The sequence below is a fragment of the Proteinivorax hydrogeniformans genome (genome assembly GCF_040515995.1).
Classification (GTDB): domain Bacteria; phylum Bacillota; class Proteinivoracia; order Proteinivoracales; family Proteinivoracaceae; genus Proteinivorax; species Proteinivorax hydrogeniformans.
On record NZ_CP159485.1, the window covers coordinates 1269163 to 1289774 of the forward strand.

A 20612-nucleotide genomic window follows, 5' to 3' on the forward strand; every position below is an offset into this window, starting at 1 on the left:
TCTGCTGGGACAAAGGGCATGTTTTAAATCTGCTTATTCTGCTGGGTCTTATGGCTTATGATCAAGTAGCCAGAATGGGGAAACAGGAATCAGGAATCAAAGATGGCCATGTCTTAAGTCTCACCCTCGAAGAGGTAGGGGTTGACCTCTGTGTCAACCCATCAGCAAATGGCTAACCAATATGGTAATGACTGTGCCCAATTAAGTAGAAAGTGGAAAGTTGAAGGTGAAAAGTGGAAGCTTTTGTTGTGTGGGTCATGCGCCCTTGTGGGCTAGATCCTTCGGTGTACCTCAGGATGACCTTATCAATTAATAAGAGCTCCCTATTTGGTTATGGTGGTTCACATTGCCAGTGTGTCTTACAGGGCCGTTCCTATATGCAGGCAGAACAAAAGATGAGTCTACAACCAAGGGACTCAGGGACTGGTATGCCGTACCACCGCTTCCCAGTGGGACGGCCGTACCTGTCCCTCGCGTCCCGAGATGTGCAACTGCGATTAACAATATTGTAAGACGGTGAAGGTCTTAGTTTCTGTTGTGAATTCGCCTCTAATCTCCTCCTGGTCAGCAAACAACTTTCTGCTAACTAACTAGGCCCAGGCACTCATAATATTATCCCGGGGATTTGGGGTGGTAATCAGTCTTAGGGTTATATGTTTTATTATCAACCCACTTAATATAACCTATTGCCATCTTATAATTGCAAATTATAAATTCGCCCTTTAAAGAAAGAGAGGAGGAAAAACAAATGACCAAAATACACAGACTAAGCGCCTTTGCTGCTGAAGAAAATGGAGGCAACCCCGCCGGCGTTGTGCTCGACGCAGATAACCTAACCGAGCAGCAAATGAAAAACATAGCTGCAGAAGTTGGCTACTCCGAAACAGCATTCGTGAGCCAATCACAATCAGCTGATTTTAAGGTGAGATTTTTCACCCCAACTAGCGAAGTAGACCTATGTGGCCACGCCACAATCGCCACATTTAACCTATTAAGAGATCTAAAAATAGTCCTTCCTAATCAAACCTATACCCAACAAACAAAGGCAGGCATCTTAAAACTAAAAATAGATGAGCAAGAAGTATACATGGAACAAACAAAGCCTAAATATCTCGAAACTATAAACCCAGAGGACATGCTCAGCTGCTTTGATAACTTACAAGCACTCGTAGCAGAAAACTTACCCATCCAAATAATCTCCACAGGACTTAGAGAAATCTTTCTACCCATCAAAAACTTAAAAGCCCTTTACAACCTTAAGCCTCACCTAAAAGAAATAAGCCAAGTAAGCAAAAATTTTAAAGTAGTGGGAGTCCACGCTTTTACAACAGAAACACTACATAAGTCAAGCGCCCACACAAGAAACTTTGCCCCTCTATACGGCATAAACGAAGAATCAGCCACCGGTACGGCAAACGGAGCCCTAGCATGCTATCTTAATAAACACTTAACCTCAAATATAGAATCATACACTTTTGAGCAAGGCTATAGCATGGAAAAACCCTCAATGATAAAGGCACTTATAAAAGTACAAAACGACACTATATATGAGGTTCACGTAGGAGGGGGAGCAATAAAGATTACAAAGTTCTAATAAATTCTACAGAAAAACAGATATTAATTTACGTTTAGACGCAAAAACCTATTGCCAAAAACTAGGGTCTATAATATTATTAATGTTAGGAAAGTGTATTATTTTGGCGAGTGTAGTAACTTTAAAATAAAAAAGGTGGAGGGTGATAAGCAAAACACAGTAATAAATATTATACATTATACAAACGGACAAGCAGCAACTCACAGAGGCTTATCATACATAACCATATTAGGGGAAGATAGCCAAATTTGAAAGATAACTGTACTTAATGAAAAGGGGAGGAAGATTGAATGAAAAAATTATTAGCATTGTTTTTGGTCGCTTTTTTAACTTTTGGGGTAGTGTTAGCACATAATCCACAAGTAGCCTATGCATCTAGCTCTAGAATCTCAGTAAGCGGTGGCAATGGCTATGTAGGAGAAAGGGTTACAGTCACAGTTAGCCTCTCCGGTAGCGGAAATGTAAGTGGTGGACATGTAGCTTTGCAGTATGACGGCTCAATTTTAGAGCTAGTAAATGCTGAGTCAGGCAATCTAGGTATGGGAGCGATAAACGAGAACTATGGGCCTAACACTGTCTACCAAAACTGGGCTAACACAAGCACAAAGACAAGTGGTACAGTGATGCGGTTAACATTTAGACTTAAAAAAGAGGGAAGGGCTAACCTTAGAATAACCGACCATAACCTTGAAGGAGTTTCCAACGTTTCTACTTCAAACAACCATATCACATCAACAAAATTTGTAACTCCCAGCTCTGTTTCTTTAAATAAATCCAACATCAACTTAAATGTTGGCGAAACAGATAGCCTGTCAGCAACTGTTAGCCCAAGTAATGCTACGAATAAGAACGTTTCATATTCTTCTAGCAACACCAGCGTAGCGACAGTAAACTCAAGCGGAACAGTATCCGCTGTGGGTGAAGGTACTGCTACAATAACTGTAACTACTCAATCAGGAAATCGGACAGCCACAGCTAATGTAAAGGTGTCTGCCATACCGGTAGAGTCGATAGAACTAAGTGAAAGCCATTTAGAATTAATTGAAGAAGATACAGCAGAAGTCTCAGCTACAGTTAGACCAAATAATGCTACCAACAAAAGTGTTACTTGGAGCTCAGCGGACGAAAACATAGCAACCGTGTCTTCAGATGGAGTAATAACTGCCCGCCGCGAAGGAAGCACTGTAATAACAGCCGAAAGTAACAATGGCGTAACAGCAGAAGTTTCAGTTGACGTTTCTGCTCCTGAGAGAATAGCAGTTGAATATGATTTAAGTAAAGATTCCAATAACTTCAAAATAGATATGGACAAGCTTAAAGAACGCCCGGCATATAGAGAAGTGAGAATCTCAAATGAAGGCGTTGAAGTTTTAATTCCAGCTACAGTTCTTTTAGATACCATCGAGAGCTATGGTATCACCGACTATTCAGAAGTGTATATAAAAGTGGACGAACTTGATACGGTTTTACCAAGACAATTTAGATCCGGTTCCCCTATATTCACTTTCTCTTTAATGGTAGATGATGTAAAGCTATCAAACTTCTCTGAAAGCATAAGAAAAACCTTTAACGTAAACGGAGAAGTAGAAGACTGGGATAATTTAGCGCTATATTGGCATAACCCTGACACAGATCAATGGGTTAAGCAAATTACAGAAGCTAATCAAGAAGAAAATACCGTAACAGCTTATATCAATCACTGGAGTACCTATGCACTATTAGAAGATAGCACATTAAGCTTTATCGAAGCAGCAGAAGAGTCGGGCGCTGACTGGATAATTGTTATGATAGCAGCGATATCCAACCTAATGATAGGTGCCGCAATTTCTTACTTCGTTCTCCAACCCAAAGGCAAGCAAAAAAGAAAAGCTAATAATCATGTATAAACATGATCTATTATAAGTAGTTCGTACTGAGGGGGGAGAAAAATAAGAAAAATACTGATAGTAATTATCTCATTTTTGTTTTTTATTTCAAATATGACAGTACCAGCGCATGCAGAGGGTGATGAGCAAAAAAAAGATTTAAGCCCTGATAGCTTTCTAACAGGAATTGAGATTTTAGGAGAAAGCATTGATACTTTTGAACCAGAACAGTTTAAGTATGAAGTTGTAATACCGACTGGTGTAGACTATGATGACTTAGAGATTAGTGCTCTAAAAAGCGATCCCAAAGCAAGTGTTCAAGTAAATAAAGTGCAAAAAGAAGAAAGAATAGACATTGTAGTGACTGCCCAAGATCAAAGCAAAAGTATTTATACACTAAACTTACAAAGCAAGCAAAGTTCTGACAGCTCTTTAAAGCATGTGGAAGTAGATGGGGAAAAATACCAACTAGAACCTGATGAAACAAAAGAAATAACCCTACCTTATGGATCTGATTTACCTAAAATAATACCATTTGCCACTTCAAGTGAGGCATCTGTTAGTCAGGAACTGCCTAGTAAGCTGCCAGGTCAAGTAAAGATTGTAATCGAAGCCGAAGACGGCTCAGAGTCAAGCACATATAAGGTACTATTACTTGAGGGAGAGCAAAAGCTAGAAAAAATTAACTTTAAAGAACAGCAAATCTTTATATCTCTTCAAGAAAGTAAACAGCTAGAATTATCTGTAAAGCCAGCAGAGGCTGAGTTGCCTGAAATTAAATGGTCCAGTTCTGACAGTGACATAATTCAGGTAAATGATGAAGGGGAACTTTTAGCAAAAACAGTTGGGAAAGCAGAGATTACAGCTCAGGTTGAGACCGAAGAAGGACCAATAACAGCATCTTTAACAGCTAACTCTTTTAAGCACGGAGATGTAACTGGAAACGGTAAAGTGGAAGTGGCTGATGCTATAGAAATACTTAGGTATGACGCCAAACTAGTAAAAGAAGTAAGTGATGCCTTCTACCTAGCCGGGGATCTTAACAAAGACGGCCGAATAAACGCAGCTGATGCAATTTCTATTCTAAGATACTTGGCTAAACTAGAGGACTATCTAGGGCCTCCGCCACAAGCGGATACGGACTTTACAGTAATCTTAGACTCCGGACATGGGGGAGCTGACGTAGGAGCTGTCTATCGCGATTCCCGGGGAAGAGTGCTATACACCGAATTAGAATTAAATGATCAACTAACAGAAAAAATATCCGAAGAGTTGAGAAAAAGTGGTGTTAACGTAAAATACACAAGACACTACTCAGAAAACTATACCCTAGGTTTAAAAGAAAGAATGGAGATTGCCAATAACATGGATGCAGACCTCTTTATCAGCGTTCACCATGATGGCAGTTCAAATTCCAATGCAAAAGGAGTCTCAACTTTCTATAGTACCTATCTTCCTAGGATACAAACAGATACTGTTTATGTTGAAAACAGAACAACAGGCCAAAGACACGAATATGTTGCAGAACGTCGTGTAAATGGTGTAAGCAGGCTGTTTTTCAAGGATGACAATGGTAATGTAGTAAGTGGATCATTTTCAGAATACAGGGCATACGATGAAAATCCGCCACCAGAGTCAGCAGCTAGTGAGGAACTAGCCAAACGATTATTTGACGGACTAGCAGATACAGGCCTTAGAAAGCGTACTTGCTCTGATAGCAGATACTATGTTACTAGAAATAGCGTAGTACCTTCAGTTTTAATAGAGGCTGGCTTTGTCACAAACTATGATGACGTTACACAAGCTGCAGATCCAGAAGTCCAGAGAATAAGAGCTCAAAGAATTGCTGGTATAATTGTCCAGTTTTTAAATGAGCAGAATAAATAATTAGTAAAAAATCACCACTTTTGTGTTTTTAAAAGCACAGAGTTGGTGATTTTTTATTGTGCTATGCAAAAAGTAAATCTAATAAACCTATTTAACTTTGCCGAACTTTGTTATATAATGACATATGTGTTTTACCAAAATGGGAGGGGAAAGAATGTTAAAATCAAATAAACAACAAAACAATAAAAAGAAGAAAACAAAAAAGCCAATGTCAAATAAGAAAAAAATAATAGCGATAGTTAGTTCAATTATCTTGCTATACTTAGCTATCTGGGGTGGAACCGGTGCTTATCGAATTTACAGCCTATATGATGAGATGTACGATAGCGCTGAAGAAGATGAAATTATGGATGTTATTCATACAGAAGAAATTGGCGAAGAAGCGCCAGAGCCAGAAGATGAGGAGACTCTATCACGGGTGCAGAAAATAAGAAGAGACATGGATGCTATATATGATCAAGGCAGAAGTGAAAAAGATCCAAACCTCTTAAACGTCCTGTTAATAGGTGTAGATGGCCCAAGAGCAGATACCATAATGTTAGCTCAATATAATAAAGAAACAGGGAAAGCTGCAATGCTATCTATCCCAAGGGATACTTACGTTAAGATTCCCGAGCGCGGATATGACAAGATAAATCACGCCCACGCCTTTGGAGGCGTAAACCGTCAAAGGGCATCAGTGGAAAACTTTTTAGATATTCATATCGATCACTACGCTAGAATAGACATGCAATCATTTTCTAGAGTAATAGATGTACTTGGTGGAGTTGAAGTCCACGTATCTAGCGACATAATTGACAACAGAGACGGATCGGTATTTAAGAGTCAAGGAACTCATAACCTAAACGGCTCTCAAGCTCTAGATTATGTGCGTTTTAGATCAGACAACAGAGGAGACTTCGGTCGTATCGATAGACAGCAGCAAGTAATGATGGCAATAATGGACGAGCTTACAAAGGCAAGCAACGTAACAAGGTACCTACAACTAATGGAAGAAATCAGTCCCTATGTAAGAACTGATATCACCCCAGGAGTAGTAACAAGCAACTGGAGAGCATTCAACAGCCTATCCAGCTCCAACGTACAAAGAGAGACCCTATCAGGAGATAACCTAATGATAAACGGAATCTACTACCTAGAAGTTGACATGGAACAAGCCAGAGAAAAAGCAAAAAACCTGACGTATTAAGGTTAAAAAGTGGAAAGTAGAAAGTAGAAAGTAGAAATGCTAAAAAAGCTGGTGAGCACAAGTGCTCACCAGCTTTTTAGCATCTTTCCCCTCGAAGAGGTAGGGGTTGACCACTGTGTCAACCCATCAGCAAATGGCTAGCCAAAATGGCAGTGACCACCAAAACCTCGCTGTTACTAGGGTCTTAGGGTGCTATGTTTTTTGTTACCAACCTCCAACCTCATATCACTAATTACCATTATTTAATTGTAAATTGTAAATTCGCTTTTAATCTCCTTTCCAACTAGGGACAGGTGCCCATAATATTATCCCGGGATTTGGGGTGGCGATCAGCTGTTTCACCAATGCTCGGCTTTTATGGCTTATGGGTCGCTACAAAACCCTTCCCACCAATCAAACCCTAAAATAATATTACGAGCACCTTCAGCGGGCAGAGCAAAAGATGAGTCTGCAACCAAGGGACTCAGGGACTGGTATGCCGTACCACCGCTTCCCAGTGGGACGGTCGTACCTGTCCCTCGCGTCCCGAGATGGGAAACTGCAATTACTAGTAGAACCATCCCCTCGAAGAGGTAGGGGTTGACCACTGTGTCAACCCATCAGCAAATGGGCGGCAAATATGGAAGTTTCCCCCCCAAAAAAAAACCTACCATAGCCACCGTGACAACTAAGGTCTTAGGGTTATGTACTTTATTACCAACCTCCGACCTCATATTACTTATTACCACTACAATGCATAATATCCAACAACATTACCAAAACTAATCTTAATGTCCTAAACTGGGGCATAAAACACAACAGGGGAGGGATACCAAATAAAGAAAATCACACTCGCCATTTTAGTTATAACACTATCCCCACTAATAGCCATTACAACTATACTTGCTTACAATATATATAGCCTCTATACAACCACCCAAGCTACTCATCCTCAAAACCATATAGCTTATGACACTATTTTCGATAGTGAATACAACCCCATACAAAACTATAAACCACCACAAAACCAACCAGACGTAGAAGCAAATGACACGGAAAATGATGCAAAAGAAAACACACCCGAAAACACACAACCACAACCTAAAAACAAAGAAGAGGCAAATGAAGAGCTAAACACAGAAAAAATACACCCTCCCTCTAACGAGAAATGTATCCAAGAGCAAATGAGTCAAATCTACACCCAAGGTAGAAGCAATCCAGATCCCAACTTAGTTAACGCCCTATTTGTGCGCACTAATAACCACGAGGCCGAATATCTTATGGTTGCCCAATATAACGAAGAAACGGAAAAAATGGCCATGATAATAATCCCAAAAGAAAGCTATACAAAAATTCCCTCGCGAGGATTTAATCAACTAGGCTTATCCTACGGCACCCTAGGGCTGGAAGGATTAAAAACCACAACAGAAAATCTCCTTGATATAGACATCCATTACCATGTTCATATCACAAGAAGTTCAGTAAGAACCATAATGAATGCTTTTGAAACCCAACTAGGAGTAGAAATCCCACCAGCAGGAACACCATCACAAGAGGCCATCACACAAATGACAACAGACATAAGAAATGTCCGCAACGTTCCCAAATACATAAGTTTAATCCTAGAAGTAGCCCCTCATATAAATACCAACATAGGACCAACAGCAATAGTAAACCACAGACAAATACTATACAAAATCCCCAACACCCAAGTAGAAGTAATAGAACTAAAAGGCGAACCAATAGACATAGAAAACAAACAATACCTTAAACTAGACATCCCCACATGGAGAAAAAACGTGGAAAAAGTAACGTATTAGGAGATAGAAGATAGGAGATAGAAGATAGGAGATAGAAGATAGGAGATAGAAGATAGGAGATAGAAGATAGGAGATAGAAGATAGGAGATAGAAGATAGGAGATAGAAGATAGGAATGGACAAAAAACTAGTGAGCATAAAATGCTCACTAGTTTTTTGACTGCAACCAAGGGACTCAGGGACTGGTATGCCGTACCACCGCTTCCCAGTGGGACGGACGTACCTGTCCCTCGCGTCCCGAGATGGCAACTGCAATTACTAGAACCTTCCCCCTCGAAGAGGTAGGGGTTGACCTCTGTGTCAACCCATCAGCAAATGGCCGCCAATATGGCAATGACCAACAAAACCTACTTAAGAGAGGCAATTAAGGTCATAAGGATAAGTGCTATATCACCAACCTCACACCTAAATCACCCATTACAATACTAATGCAACTAATTTTGCAATCTTTACCGTGGCCAAGCAGGGTTTTCACTTTACTTGTTGTTCACCTGACCCTTTCCAACTTTCTACTAACCAACTTTCCGCTGACCCTAAAGCGGAACCAATAATAAAAACAATTGGCCGCGAAAACGTATAAACTTGCTAATTCTGCTGGGACAAAGGGCATGTTTTAAATCTGCTAACTCTGCTGGGTCTGGTTCGGTAATAAAGTTGAAGGTGGAAAGTGGAAGCTGGAAGCTGGAGTTCGTTGTGTGGGTCCTGCGCTCTTATGAGCTAGATCCTTCGGTGTCCCTCAGGATGACTTTTTTGCGTATCTCTGCGGTGAACTTGCAAACCCCTTATGTTGTAGTAACTTTTACCAACATAAGACCTCATACTACATATTACCACTACTCATGTAACTAATATCGCAATCTTTACTCTTTACCGTGGCCAACTAAGGTTCTAATGGTAATCCCTCGCAGAGGTAGGGGTTGACCACTGTGTCAACCCATCAGCAAGTGGCTGGCCAATATGGCAATGGCCTACAAAACCTACTTAAGAGAGGCAATTAAGGTCATAAGGTTAAGTGCTATATCACCAACCTCACACCTAAATTACCCATTACAATACTAATGCAACTAATTTTGCAATCTTTACCGTGGCCAATTAAGTAGAAAGCAGAAAGTTGGGAAGTTGGAAAGTTGGAAAGTGGAAGCTGGAGTTCGTTTTGTGGGTCCTGCGCCCTTGTGGGCTAGATCCTTCGGTGTACCTCAGGATGACTTTATTAATAAATAAGGTATCCCTATTTTTTTATAATGATTTAATTGCTCCTGTCTTACCGAGCCTTTCCAATATGCTCACCACATACATGAATGAGGTTGGACCCAGCATGTAACTAGTTTCGTTATGTTTACCGTCGCCAATTAAGGTTTAAGGTTTTCAAAGCAAGCTACCATCCTCACACTACCTATTAGTTATTATCATATCTAATCACATAAGCTCTTTTTATACCTGCTGCACTTAAAACCGGGTCTTTCCAAAATGGATACCACATATGAATGGGTTTGGACCCAGCATGTAACTAATATCGTAATCTTTACCGTGGCCAATCAAGGATTTATGGTTTTCAAAGCAAGCTACCAATTTCCGATCTCAAATTACTTATTTACCGTGGCCAACTAAAGATTTTATGGTTTTCAAATCAAACCGACTAACCTCAGACACCATATGACTTATCAACACAAGTCTGTCTAACCACCTATCTAACATAAAAAATCTACTAGCATTGTTTGTCAATGTATAATATAATATTTATGGCAAATACAATATTTTAGGGTTTTTAAAGAGTTTGTATAGGGTTAAAAAATAAAGTTATAGTGGGGTATGATTATGAAAAATATTACAAAAAAAATAGCTATAGTAACAATCCTAGCTATGCTGCTAGTGGGTGTAATAACCGTAGACGCATGGGCTGAGGACAACGACACAAACGATGTTGAAAGCACTAACGTACAACAAGTTACAGAGGATGAACAAGAGCCGGAACCTGAACCAGAACCGGAGCCAGATCCTGAACCAGAGCCAGAAGAGGAAGAGGAACCAGAGCCCGAACCAGAACCGGAGCCAGAGCCAGAAGAGGAAGAGGAACCAGAGCCAGAAGAGGAAGAGGAACCAGAGCCGGAACCAGAAGCAGACCCAAAAGGTACCATCATCGTTTACTATATTGACGAATACGGTAACAACCTAAGAGAACCTACAGTTCTTGAAGATCAGAGTATGGGGGAATATAGCTTTGATGCATTTAGCATCTCTGGCTATGAGTTAATAAGTCCCTCTAGCGAAACTGCTACCTTAACAGAAGATGGACAAACAAAAGAAGTAACCTTTATATACCGAGAGCTCCCTGAAGAGCCTCCAGAACCTGAGGAAGAGGAAGAGATAGAAGAGCGAATAGTAGAAAAGATCATCATCAACAACAAACCCTTTACAACTGAGCACTTTGTTGGCGATGAACTTAATACAAGCGGATTAGTAGTAAGCAAAGTGTATACTGATGGCACAGAAGAGCTTATACCTTCAGAAGAATTAACCTTTGAAGGGTTTGATAGCACAGAACCAGCTGAGCAGCAAGAGGTTATCGTTAAGTGGCAAGACTATGAAACAAGCTTTACAGTTAGCATCGAAGAACAACCAGGTACTTCACTGGGGACTATCATAAGAGGCATATTACTTTTCCTTCTTATATTTTGCTTGATAGCTGGTTTAGCAGCTATAATTGTCATTAAAAAAAGAAAGAGCAAAACCAAAAGCAAAAAACCTTATGCAAAGTCTATTAGCGACACACAAGACAAAAAGACAGACAAAAAAACAAAACCTAAAAACCGCAAAAAGAAAATCATAATTTCAGCTATATCGGTGCTGTTAGCAACGCTGCTACTGCTTTATGTAGGATCAATGTACCTTTTAGGAAGAATAGAAAGAGAAAGAATCTCTCAAGATGATGAATCCTTAGGAATCACATCTGAAGGAGAAAGAGGTATAACCAACGTAGCTGTTTTTGGTATCGACTCAGAAGGCGATATGCGAGGGCGCAGCGACGCAATTATGATCCTAACCTTAGACGAGAAACACAAAAAGATTAAAATAACTTCTGTTGTAAGAGACTCATACGTAAACATACCAGGAAGAGGAATGGATAAAATCAACCACGCCCATGCTTATGATGGATCTGAGTTGGCAATCAAAACTTTAAACGAAAACTTTAACCTAGATATTAGGCACTTTGTATCGGTAAACTTTGACTCCATGCCCGCTATTGTAGACGCTGTAGGTGGTGTGGAAGTTGAGGTGACAAATGCAGAGGCAAGACAAATAAGTGGTATTGATGGTGCCGGAACCTACACCTTAAGCGGCGAACAGGCTCTAAGATTTTCTCGCATTAGAAAAATCGATTCAGACTTTGAAAGGGCCCGCAGGCAAAGAGATGTAATGGAATCTGCCATAGAAGCTGCTTTAAATACTCCGGTTACTTCTTACCCAAGAATGTTAAATGATGTATTCCCTCATTTAACAACAAACCTAACATCCACAGAAATGCTAAACCTAGGCCGCAAAACAGTAATGCAAAACATAACAACAATAGAACAACAACAATACCCAGATTCAACAATAGCAAGAGGACAGATGATAAACGGAGTATATTACTATGTCTTTGACATAGAAGAAGCAGCTAAAAACCTAAGAGCCTATATCTATAAGAACATACCACTACCAAAGTAAAAAAAACAAAAGCAAGCCCAAACACAAAAAAAGGGCTTGCTTTTACTCTGTCAACGAACAATGGAAAGTGGAAAGTTGGAAAGTGGAAAGTAGAAAGTGGAAAGTAGAAAGTGGAAAGTAGAAAGTGGAAAGTAGAAATGCTAAAAAAGCTGGTGAGCACAAAGTGCTCACCAGCTTTTTAGCAACTTTCCTCTCGAAGAGGTAGGGATTGACCTCTGTGTCAACCCATCAGCAAATGGGCGGCAAATATGGAAGCCCCCTAAAAAAACCTACCACTGGAATATTGCTTGACTTCCCCTAAACAGAATAACACTAAAAAAATGAGTTTAGACCATGCACTTCAAACCGGGTCTTTCCAAAAATGAGTCATATAACTGAATGAGTTTGGACCAAGCATGTAACTTATTTCGTGATATTTACCGTGGCCAATTAGGTTTTGCGCTTTATTTATAGTTAACTCTAGTAAAGGTAGAGGACCGAGCAAGAAACCAATATAAAAACAATTGGCCGCGAAAACGTATAAATCTGCTTATTCTGCTGGGACAAAGGGCATATTTTAAACCTGCTTGGGTCTAAAAATAAATGTTTTGTAAGGGAGCACTACAGTGCTCCAGCAGAAGTCATTATGGATAAAAAAAATACTCCTAGAAGTAGATACGCTAGCAAAATGGAATGTAGAAAGCGGATTAAACAGGGGCTTTCCAAAATGGACACCACACATGAATGAGTTTGGACCCAGCATGTAGCTAATTTCGTAATCATTACCGTGGCCAATTAAGGTTTTAGGGTTAAAGAATGTCAGTTCAGGTGCACATAATATTATCCCGGGATTTGTGGTGATGATCAGCTGTTTCACCAATGCTTACCTTTTATGGCTTATGGGTCGCCAGTAATGGTGGGTACTGTCTCTGCAAACCAGCTAGGGTTGGCCCAACGCCATAAAACCCTTCACGTGGTTCAAAAACGCTTCTCACCAATCAAACCCTAAAATAATATTACGAGCACCTTAAGCAGGCAAAGCAGGAGCAAAACAGATATTTCCTGCATTTAAAACCGGGTCTTTCCAAAAATGGATACCATAAATGAATGGGTTTGGACCCAGCATGTAACTAATTTCGTAATCTTTAGGCCAATAAAGGTTTTAGTATCTTTAGCGTTTTATATATAAACCTACGACATTATATTTCTTCTTACTACTACTCATGTAGCTAACATAGTGATGTCCCCGTGGCCAATTAAGGAGATTTAGGTTTACTAATTGCTTCTGAAGTCCTTAGCAATCTTTTTACTTGCAACTCTTTTGTACCGAAGTTAATTAAAATTCCTAAAGCATAATTTGAAGCATTTAAGTAGTGGAGTAATTGAGCATAATGTTCAGCACTTAAATTGCTTACACACTTTAATTCAAGGATTATTTTATCCTCAACTAATAAGTCAGCAAAATAACTACCTATTTCTTTACCTTTGTATTGTAGATTAATAGGAAACTGTTGTTTGAAATTTACACCTCTTAGCTCAAGCTCATATGATAGTGCATCCTCGTATGACTTTTCTAGAAGCTTGCTACCTAGCACTCTATGAACTTCATAGCAAGCTCTAACTATCTCACCAGAAAGTTGCTCATAAACAAGCATTAAACCACCTCACCAAATTGTAATGCTTAAACACTTCTACATTCCACCTAAACTTCCTTCACAATTTAAAAATATTAAGCTTTGATATGAGCACTTAACAAGAGCAAACAAAAAAGAGTATACTTTAAACTTAATACCTTAAAAACAGCCTCATTCCAATATGAATACCATAGCTTGGACCAAGCATGTAACCAATACCGCAAATCTTCATCGTGGCCAATTAGGTAGAAAGCAGAAAGTTGGAAAGTTGGAAAGTTGGAAAGTGGAGCTGGGGTTTGTTGTGTGGGTCCTGCGCCCTTGTGGGCTAGATCCTTCGGTGTACCTCAGGATGACTTTTTAGGATGTCTCTGCGGTGGATTTCCCCCCTTGTGTTGTGATAACTTTTTACCAACCTTACATTTGCATCCTAAATTGCTTTTTAAAACAGGGTCTTTCCAAAATGGACACCACACATGAACGAGTTTGGACCAAGCATGTAGCTAATTTCGTGATGTTTACCGTGGCCAATTAGGTTTTAGGGTGAAAGAATGTCAGTTCATCAAATTACATACTAAACCTCCGAGCTCCTATTACTTATTATCACACTACTAATGTAGGCTCTTTGATTCCTATACCTGCTTTAAACCGGGTCTTTTCAATATGGGTACCATAAATGAATGGGTTTGGACCCAGCATGTAGCCAATATCGTAATCATTACCGTGGCCAATAAAAGTATTTATGTCTTTAAGCCTTTAAGCCTTATATACCAACCTCCGACCTCATATTTCTTACTACCATTATTAAAAAATAATCATTACCGTGCTAACCAAGGTCCTAGATTTATGGGCTAGCATTACAACTTTCTACCTAAAAAGTGAAACCTTTTGACAAATATTTCGTCTAATTATATAGAAGATATTTGTACTTGCCTTTTACCCAAAACTTACTTATAATATAACACGTCAATCTTTTTTATATAATTATACAAAAAAAACAAAATAACAAGCCAGTAACACATTTTACAAAGAAACAAGGACTAAGAACAACAACTATAGAATATATGTTTAATGGCACCAAAATTGATAAATTTTAAATTTTATTTAACAACAACTAAAACAACTATATTATTCTATTTATAATTATAAAATAGAGTAGAGATAGCTAATAAATAAGCTTAAAAAGCTTAACTGGGGTGGAGAAAGAAATGGGGAACTTACTTTATATATCGTTGGGATTTTTGCTATGTCTAATAGCAATACCCTTTTCAATGAAAATAGGAGAAAAATTCATACTTGATAAACCTAGCAAAAGAAAAATACACACAATAGCAAAACCTCGCTCAGGGGGTATTGCTATTTTTGCTGCCTTCATAGCAGCAAACCTTATGCTAGACATAGTCCCTGATAAGGCTCTAATACCGATAACTTTAGTATTCATCCTAGGGATAATCGACGATATGTACACATTAAAAGCCAAAGGTAAACTCACCTCACAAATAGTAATCGGCCTGGTCACATATCTAGTGGGTTTTGAGTTTAGCTATATATCTATCGGAGAAATGACCCTCCACTTTAGCACAGTACCATCAATACTATTGACAATTCTTTGGGTGACAGCAATTATGAATGCAGTAAACTTAATTGATGGACTAGATGGACTATCATCGCTTTTATCTTCTATATCTCTAACTACTTTCCTAATAATAACCTTATTTTTGGGTAGCAGCCTGCAAGGTCTAATCCTCGTATATTTAGGAGCTACGCTGGCATTTTTCATATACAATAAATTTCCTGCAAAAATATTTTTAGGAGACTGCGGCAGCTTACAACTAGGCTATATACTCTCACTGGCATCATTAGACATCCTAGCTCAAAACACCAACACCCAGGTCATCGGAATTATATTTTTAGTTTTCGTACCTGTCTTTGACACCACCTGCGCAATAATAAGAAGATCTGCCAACAAACAACCAATATTTGCTCCTGACTGCAAACATATACACCACAAACTTTTAGCACACAATATTTCTCCATGTAATAGCTGCTATATACTAGGGATATTGAGCGTTTTAGCAGCTATAGCTGGCACAGCAATCTTATTAATGCCCAACATAATGATAATAATTCTGCTATCAATTTTGATGTCTCTTATAGCTTATTTAGCATATGCACCGGAAAAATGTATACTACCTATATATACAAAAATAACCCTAAAAGAGCTAGCTACAACATCAGATAAGTCAAATAGTAATGATTAAAATACGTTATAACCACAACCGTTAACGCAACGCTAGCATGCTTAAGTGTCGAATCAGAATTCGAGGCACTTAAGCATATTATTTTTTATAATAACTACAAAGACCGTCCTAATAGAAAGGAAGTGCCAAGATGAAAGTATTACACATCGCCAATACAGACTTTTTTATAAAAAAGCTGATGCTTAATAAGCTAAGGGGGGTTGCCGACAAAGGCTATGAAGTACATGCCATGGCCCCATTTACTAGTTATCGTCAAGATATAGAACAAGCCGGCATTAAAACTCATGACTTTAAGTTTCATAGAGAAATCAGGCCAATAAGCGATGTAGCTGCAGCCATTAGACTAGCCAAATACTTAAAGAAGCATAACTTTACCATAGTCCATACCCATACCTCTAAACCTGGAGTAATAGGTCGTATCGCTGCAAGGATAGCAAAAGTGCCTATAGTAGTTCACACCTCTCACGGCTTACCATTTTACCAAGGTCAAAACAAAATCAAATTCCATATATATAAATGCTTAGAAAAAACAGCAGGTTATTTTACAGACATTATCTTCTCTCAAAACAAAGAAGACTTAAACCAAATTGCAAAGTACAAATTAGTTGCGCCTCATAAAGCAGTGTTTGAAGGTAACGGAGTAAACATTAAACAGTTAGAGGACAAGCTTTCAAAACAAAATCCTTGCTTTATAAAAAGAAAATACAGTGTAGAAAACCAAACTATACTAGGTTTTTACGCCCGCTTAGAGCCTGTAAAGGGGCACCTATTTTTCTTAGAAGCTTTTAGAAATTTTACAGATCAATTCCCAAATAACGACGTTATCCTACTATTGGCAGGAGGAAACTTCGGATATTGTACTGACTACGAAAAAGAGGTGGACCAAAAAATTAAAGAGCTAGGATTAGATAATCATATAAAAAAAGTGGGATATATAGAGGAAATAACCGAGTTGCTGTCAATAACAGATATCTTAGTACTTCCATCACAAAAGGAAGGTTTACCAAGAATCGTTATGGAATCAATGACAGCCTCAATTCCTGCAATAGGAACCGATGTGCTCGGCACCCGGGAGATTATAAAAGACAAACATAATGGTAGGCTAGTCCCATACAAAGATGTTGAAGCCATGACAGAGGCTCTAAGTGAATTAATAAACAACCCTGCAAAAAGAAAAGAATATGGTCAAAATGCAAGAGAAGTTATATTAAAAGAGTTCGATGAAAGATTAGTGGTAGAAAGAATACATCAACAATACACCAAACTTATTGATAACCAAAAAAATAATTAATCAGTACAGCGACAAAACAAAACCAAAAACAAAAACTCTAATTGGCCACAGTAATGATAACGAAACAGGCTACATGAGTAGTGGCAATCAGTAATATGAAGTCGGAAGTTGGTAGCTTACTTCAAAAGCACAAAACCTTTAATTGGCCACGGTAATGATTACGATACAGGCTACATGCTGGGTCCAAACCCATTCATTTATGGCATCCATATTGGAACGCCCCTGTAAGACACGAGCAATGTAAACCACCATAACCAAGTAGGGATCTCTTATTAATTGATAATGTCATCCTGAGGGCCACCGAAGGATCTAGCCCACAAGGGCGCAGGACCTACAAAACAAACCCCAGCTCCACCTTCCAACTTTCCACCTTCCAACTTTCTACTTTCTGCTTCATCAACGACAAAACCAAAACCATAAACCCTAATTGGCCACGGTAATGATTACGATACAGGCTACATGCCTGGTCCAAACTCGTTCATTTATGGCATCCATACTGGAACGCCCCTGTAAATACATTGGCAGCGTAAACCACCATAACCAAATAGGGATCCCTTATTAATTGCTAATGTCATCCTGAGGGCCACCGAAGGATCTAGCCCACAAGGGCGCAAGACCCACAAAACGAACTCCAGCTTCTACTTTCCTACTTTCCACCTTTCCAACTTTCTGCTTTCTACTTCATCAACGATAAACCCAAATCCAAAACCCTAATCGGCCACGGTAAAGATAACGAAATAAGTTACATGCTGGGTCCAAACCCGTTCATTTAGGGCATCCAAATCAGAACGACCCTGTAAGACACGAGCAATTAAACCACTATAACCAAATAGGAAATCCTTATTAATTGCTAATGTCATCCTGAGGGACACCGAAGGATCTAGCCCACAAGGGCGCAGGACCTACACAGTGTGCCACAGCTTCCACTTTCCAACTTTCCAACTTTCCAACTTTCCCACTTTCTACCTTCCACTTCTTCTAAAAACTAGCAGGAATACACGACCCGGCGTCGAATATTAGTAGACAGGCGCAAAACAAGGTGGCGCATGTCGATTGACGTCGAAACTTTAGTGTTGCCAAAGCAGGACCTTTGTACTATCATAAACATAGTTTTTATTTTTTGTTTAAATTGGGGGAGAAAAATGAAATCGCTAAACAACATTCTAATGAATATCTTCGAAAAAATGCGCTTGCTAAACCTAGCTTATAGACAAACCTTACTTGTATTTACTGACATAGTAGTAGTTGCATTTTCTTTGCAGCTAACTTTTTTAGTACATAGCGATGTGTATGCTCAAAGCTCTTTATGGAAATACTACGCAGTCATTATTCCTATAATGCTAATCTCCTTTTGGATTAACAAGCTTTACTCAAGCCTTTGGCAATATGCCAGCATAGAGGAGCTTTTACTAATAGCTAGAGGAACAGTGCTGGGCTTTACTGCATCATATATAACTTTTAGAATTTTAGGAGTGCAGGAATACTCAGGATTACTGATAACATTTTTAGCTTTTTCAACTTTAGCAGTAGGGGCCAGCCGGTTTTCTTATCGACTGTTTAGAAGAGCTAAAATGGGCTTTACTGCAAAACAGTTCCAAAGATACAGAGTCATGGTGATAGGAGCTGGACAAGCTGGAGCCATGGTGATAAAAGAGCTTTTAGAAAGCTCCGAAACATACAAATATCCAGTAGCAGTTATCGACGATGACTACTGTAAAGTAAAGTGTAATATCCACGGAATACCGGTAGTAGGTACCCGTGACGACATAATAACAGCTGCAGAGCAGCTGAAAATTGACGAAATAATAATAGCCATGCCCTCGGTAGGCAGAAATGAAATAAAGCGTATTTTAGAGCTATGTAAACAGACAAACTGCAAAGTAAAAACACTGCCAGGTATGTACGAACTTATAGATGGCAAGATAGACATAAATAAAATCCGAGATGTAGAAATCGAAGACTTACTAGGAAGAGATCCGGTCGAGGTTAACCTTGGAGAAATCTCCGATTACATCTATGATGAAACAGTGCTAGTTACAGGTGGCGGAGGCTCCATTGGATCAGAACTATGCCGACAAATTTCCAAATTTGCTCCTAAAAAACTGATCATTCTAGACAACTACGAAAACAACGCCTACGACATACAACAAGAACTAAAAAGACAACACAAAACCAAACTAGACATGGAAGTAATAATTGCCTCCATTAGAGAAAAGGAAAGAGTAGAAGAAATCTTTAGTACATACAAACCAAATGTCATATTCCATGCCGCAGCCCATAAACATGTGCCGCTCATGGAAAAAAGTCCACTAGAAGCTATAAAAAACAACGTCTTTGGCACCCAAAACGTTGTAAATGCAGCTCACAAGCATAAGGCCAAAAGATTTGTGCTGATATCAACGGACAAAGCTGTTAACCCAACAAATATAATGGGAGCGACAAAACGCCTAGCAGAAAAAATCATCCAAACCATGGATAAGCAAAGCGAAACAGAGTTTGTAGCAGTGCGATTTGGAAACGTCTTAGGCAGTAACGGCAGCGTAATCCCGCTATTTAAAAAGCAAATAGCAGAAGGTGGCCCAGTAACAGTAACCCACCCAAAGATAACTAGATTCTTTATGACAATACCAGAAGCTGTCCAGCTAGTTATCCAAGCTGGATCCATGGCAAAAGGTGGGGAAATTTTTGTGCTGGACATGGGCGAACCTGTAAAAATTGCCGACCTTGCAAAAGATTTAATTAGCCTATCAGGCTTCGATCCGGATAATGAAATCGAAATAAAGTTTTCAGGCCTAAGACCAGGGGAAAAGCTTTATGAAGAGCTTCTAATGGATGAAGAAGGCTTAAAATCGACATATCATGAAAAAATCTTTGTAGGTAAGCCCTTAATCTCAAACCCACAAGAAATTCTAGAAACACTTAAATACCTAAGAAAACTAGCAGAAAAGGGAGAGCAACTTCCTTCGCTAGAAATATTAAAAACATTAGTACCTACATATCAAAAACAACAAATCAAAAAAACAAACTAAAAGGGAAGAGGTTGTACAAACTAGCAGAATCAGAGCAAATAAAAAAGCTGATACAAGATAAAGAATAACTATCAGCACATCATATTAGACACACCACCTGTAACAGTAGTGACAGACGCCACATTACTAGCATCATTATCAGACGCAACCTTATTAGTGTGTGATAAACGGTAGTTAAACGATAGTTAAACTGTAGTGAAACAGTAGTTAAGCAATTGCAAAGCGGTAGCTGCGCTAGATAATTTCAACCACTGCTCAACAATCGCTAGACTACTGTTAGTGGTATTCCAACCACTGCTTAACTATAGTTTAACGACTGCTCAACAACCGCTAGACTATTGTTAGTTAGCAACCGCTCGACTACTGTTAAAAGCAGGGGGAAA

At 39.1% G+C, this 20612-nt stretch carries 11 protein-coding genes; 10 read left to right on the forward strand and 1 reads right to left on the reverse strand.

Annotated elements, in window-relative coordinates; all coding sequences use genetic code 11:
* Positions 1-150 precede the first annotated feature (150 nt).
* The 7 genes from PRVXH_RS06110 (at position 151) to PRVXH_RS06140 (ending at position 12038) form a co-directional block, all read left to right on the forward strand.
* The gene (locus tag PRVXH_RS06110) at positions 151-276 is read left to right on the forward strand and encodes a hypothetical protein (protein ID WP_353894417.1); all 126 of its coding nucleotides are present in this window, start codon (positions 151-153) and stop codon (positions 274-276) included.
* Positions 277-748: 472 nt separating this feature from the next.
* On the forward strand, positions 749-1594 hold the full coding sequence (locus PRVXH_RS06115) for a PhzF family phenazine biosynthesis protein (protein WP_353894418.1): 846 nt from the start codon (positions 749-751) through the stop codon (positions 1592-1594).
* Positions 1595-1884: 290 nt separating this feature from the next.
* A complete protein-coding gene (locus PRVXH_RS06120) occupies positions 1885-3480 on the forward strand; it encodes an Ig-like domain-containing protein (RefSeq protein WP_353894419.1) in 1596 nt (531 codons plus the stop codon).
* Between the two features lie 75 nt (positions 3481-3555).
* Positions 3556-5346, forward strand: coding sequence for an N-acetylmuramoyl-L-alanine amidase (locus tag PRVXH_RS06125; RefSeq protein WP_353894420.1), 1791 nt, complete (start codon positions 3556-3558; stop codon positions 5344-5346).
* Between the two features lie 154 nt (positions 5347-5500).
* Complete coding sequence (locus PRVXH_RS06130; protein WP_353894421.1) at positions 5501-6535, forward strand: LCP family protein; 1035 nt, start codon at positions 5501-5503, stop codon at positions 6533-6535.
* Between the two features lie 1163 nt (positions 6536-7698).
* Entirely contained in the window at positions 7699-8334 is a 636-nt protein-coding gene (locus PRVXH_RS06135; protein ID WP_353894422.1) for an LCP family protein, read from the forward strand.
* A 1814-nt stretch (positions 8335-10148) separates the two neighbouring features.
* The gene (locus PRVXH_RS06140) at positions 10149-12038 is read left to right on the forward strand and encodes an LCP family protein (RefSeq protein WP_353894423.1); all 1890 of its coding nucleotides are present in this window, start codon (positions 10149-10151) and stop codon (positions 12036-12038) included.
* A gap of 1235 nt (positions 12039-13273) precedes the next feature.
* On the opposite strand, the gene PRVXH_RS06145 is transcribed toward PRVXH_RS06140, so the two are convergent.
* Positions 13274-13672: a GxxExxY protein gene (locus PRVXH_RS06145; RefSeq protein WP_353894424.1), complete on the reverse strand. Its 399-nt coding sequence runs from the start codon at positions 13670-13672 to the stop codon at positions 13274-13276.
* A gap of 1184 nt (positions 13673-14856) precedes the next feature.
* On the opposite strand from PRVXH_RS06145, the gene PRVXH_RS06150 reads away from it, so the two are divergent.
* From PRVXH_RS06150 to PRVXH_RS06160, 3 genes are all read left to right on the forward strand, one after another.
* A complete protein-coding gene (locus PRVXH_RS06150) occupies positions 14857-15909 on the forward strand; it encodes an MraY family glycosyltransferase (protein ID WP_353894425.1) in 1053 nt (350 codons plus the stop codon).
* 130 nt (positions 15910-16039) lie between these two features.
* Positions 16040-17200, forward strand: coding sequence for a glycosyltransferase family 4 protein (locus PRVXH_RS06155; RefSeq protein ID WP_353894426.1), 1161 nt, complete (start codon positions 16040-16042; stop codon positions 17198-17200).
* Positions 17201-18366: 1166 nt separating this feature from the next.
* Positions 18367-20229, forward strand: coding sequence for a nucleoside-diphosphate sugar epimerase/dehydratase (locus tag PRVXH_RS06160; RefSeq protein ID WP_353894550.1), 1863 nt, complete (start codon positions 18367-18369; stop codon positions 20227-20229).
* Positions 20230-20612 lie beyond the last annotated feature (383 nt).

Bases quoted from the DNA above. Each gene is read 5' to 3' on its own strand.
- PRVXH_RS06135 (WP_353894422.1), top strand. From the start codon at position 7,699: ATGAGTCAAATCTACACCCAAGGTAGAAGCAATCCAGATCCCAACTTA.
- PRVXH_RS06150 (WP_353894425.1), top strand. From the start codon at position 14,857: ATGGGGAACTTACTTTATATATCGTTGGGATTTTTGCTATGTCTAATA.
- PRVXH_RS06120 (WP_353894419.1), top strand. From the start codon at position 1,885: ATGAAAAAATTATTAGCATTGTTTTTGGTCGCTTTTTTAACTTTTGGG.
- PRVXH_RS06140 (WP_353894423.1), top strand. From the start codon at position 10,149: ATGAAAAATATTACAAAAAAAATAGCTATAGTAACAATCCTAGCTATG.
- PRVXH_RS06155 (WP_353894426.1), top strand. From the start codon at position 16,040: ATGAAAGTATTACACATCGCCAATACAGACTTTTTTATAAAAAAGCTG.
- PRVXH_RS06145 (WP_353894424.1), bottom strand. From the start codon at position 13,672: ATGCTTGTTTATGAGCAACTTTCTGGTGAGATAGTTAGAGCTTGCTAT.
- PRVXH_RS06130 (WP_353894421.1), top strand. From the start codon at position 5,501: ATGTTAAAATCAAATAAACAACAAAACAATAAAAAGAAGAAAACAAAA.
- PRVXH_RS06115 (WP_353894418.1), top strand. From the start codon at position 749: ATGACCAAAATACACAGACTAAGCGCCTTTGCTGCTGAAGAAAATGGA.
- PRVXH_RS06160 (WP_353894550.1), top strand. From the start codon at position 18,367: ATGAATATCTTCGAAAAAATGCGCTTGCTAAACCTAGCTTATAGACAA.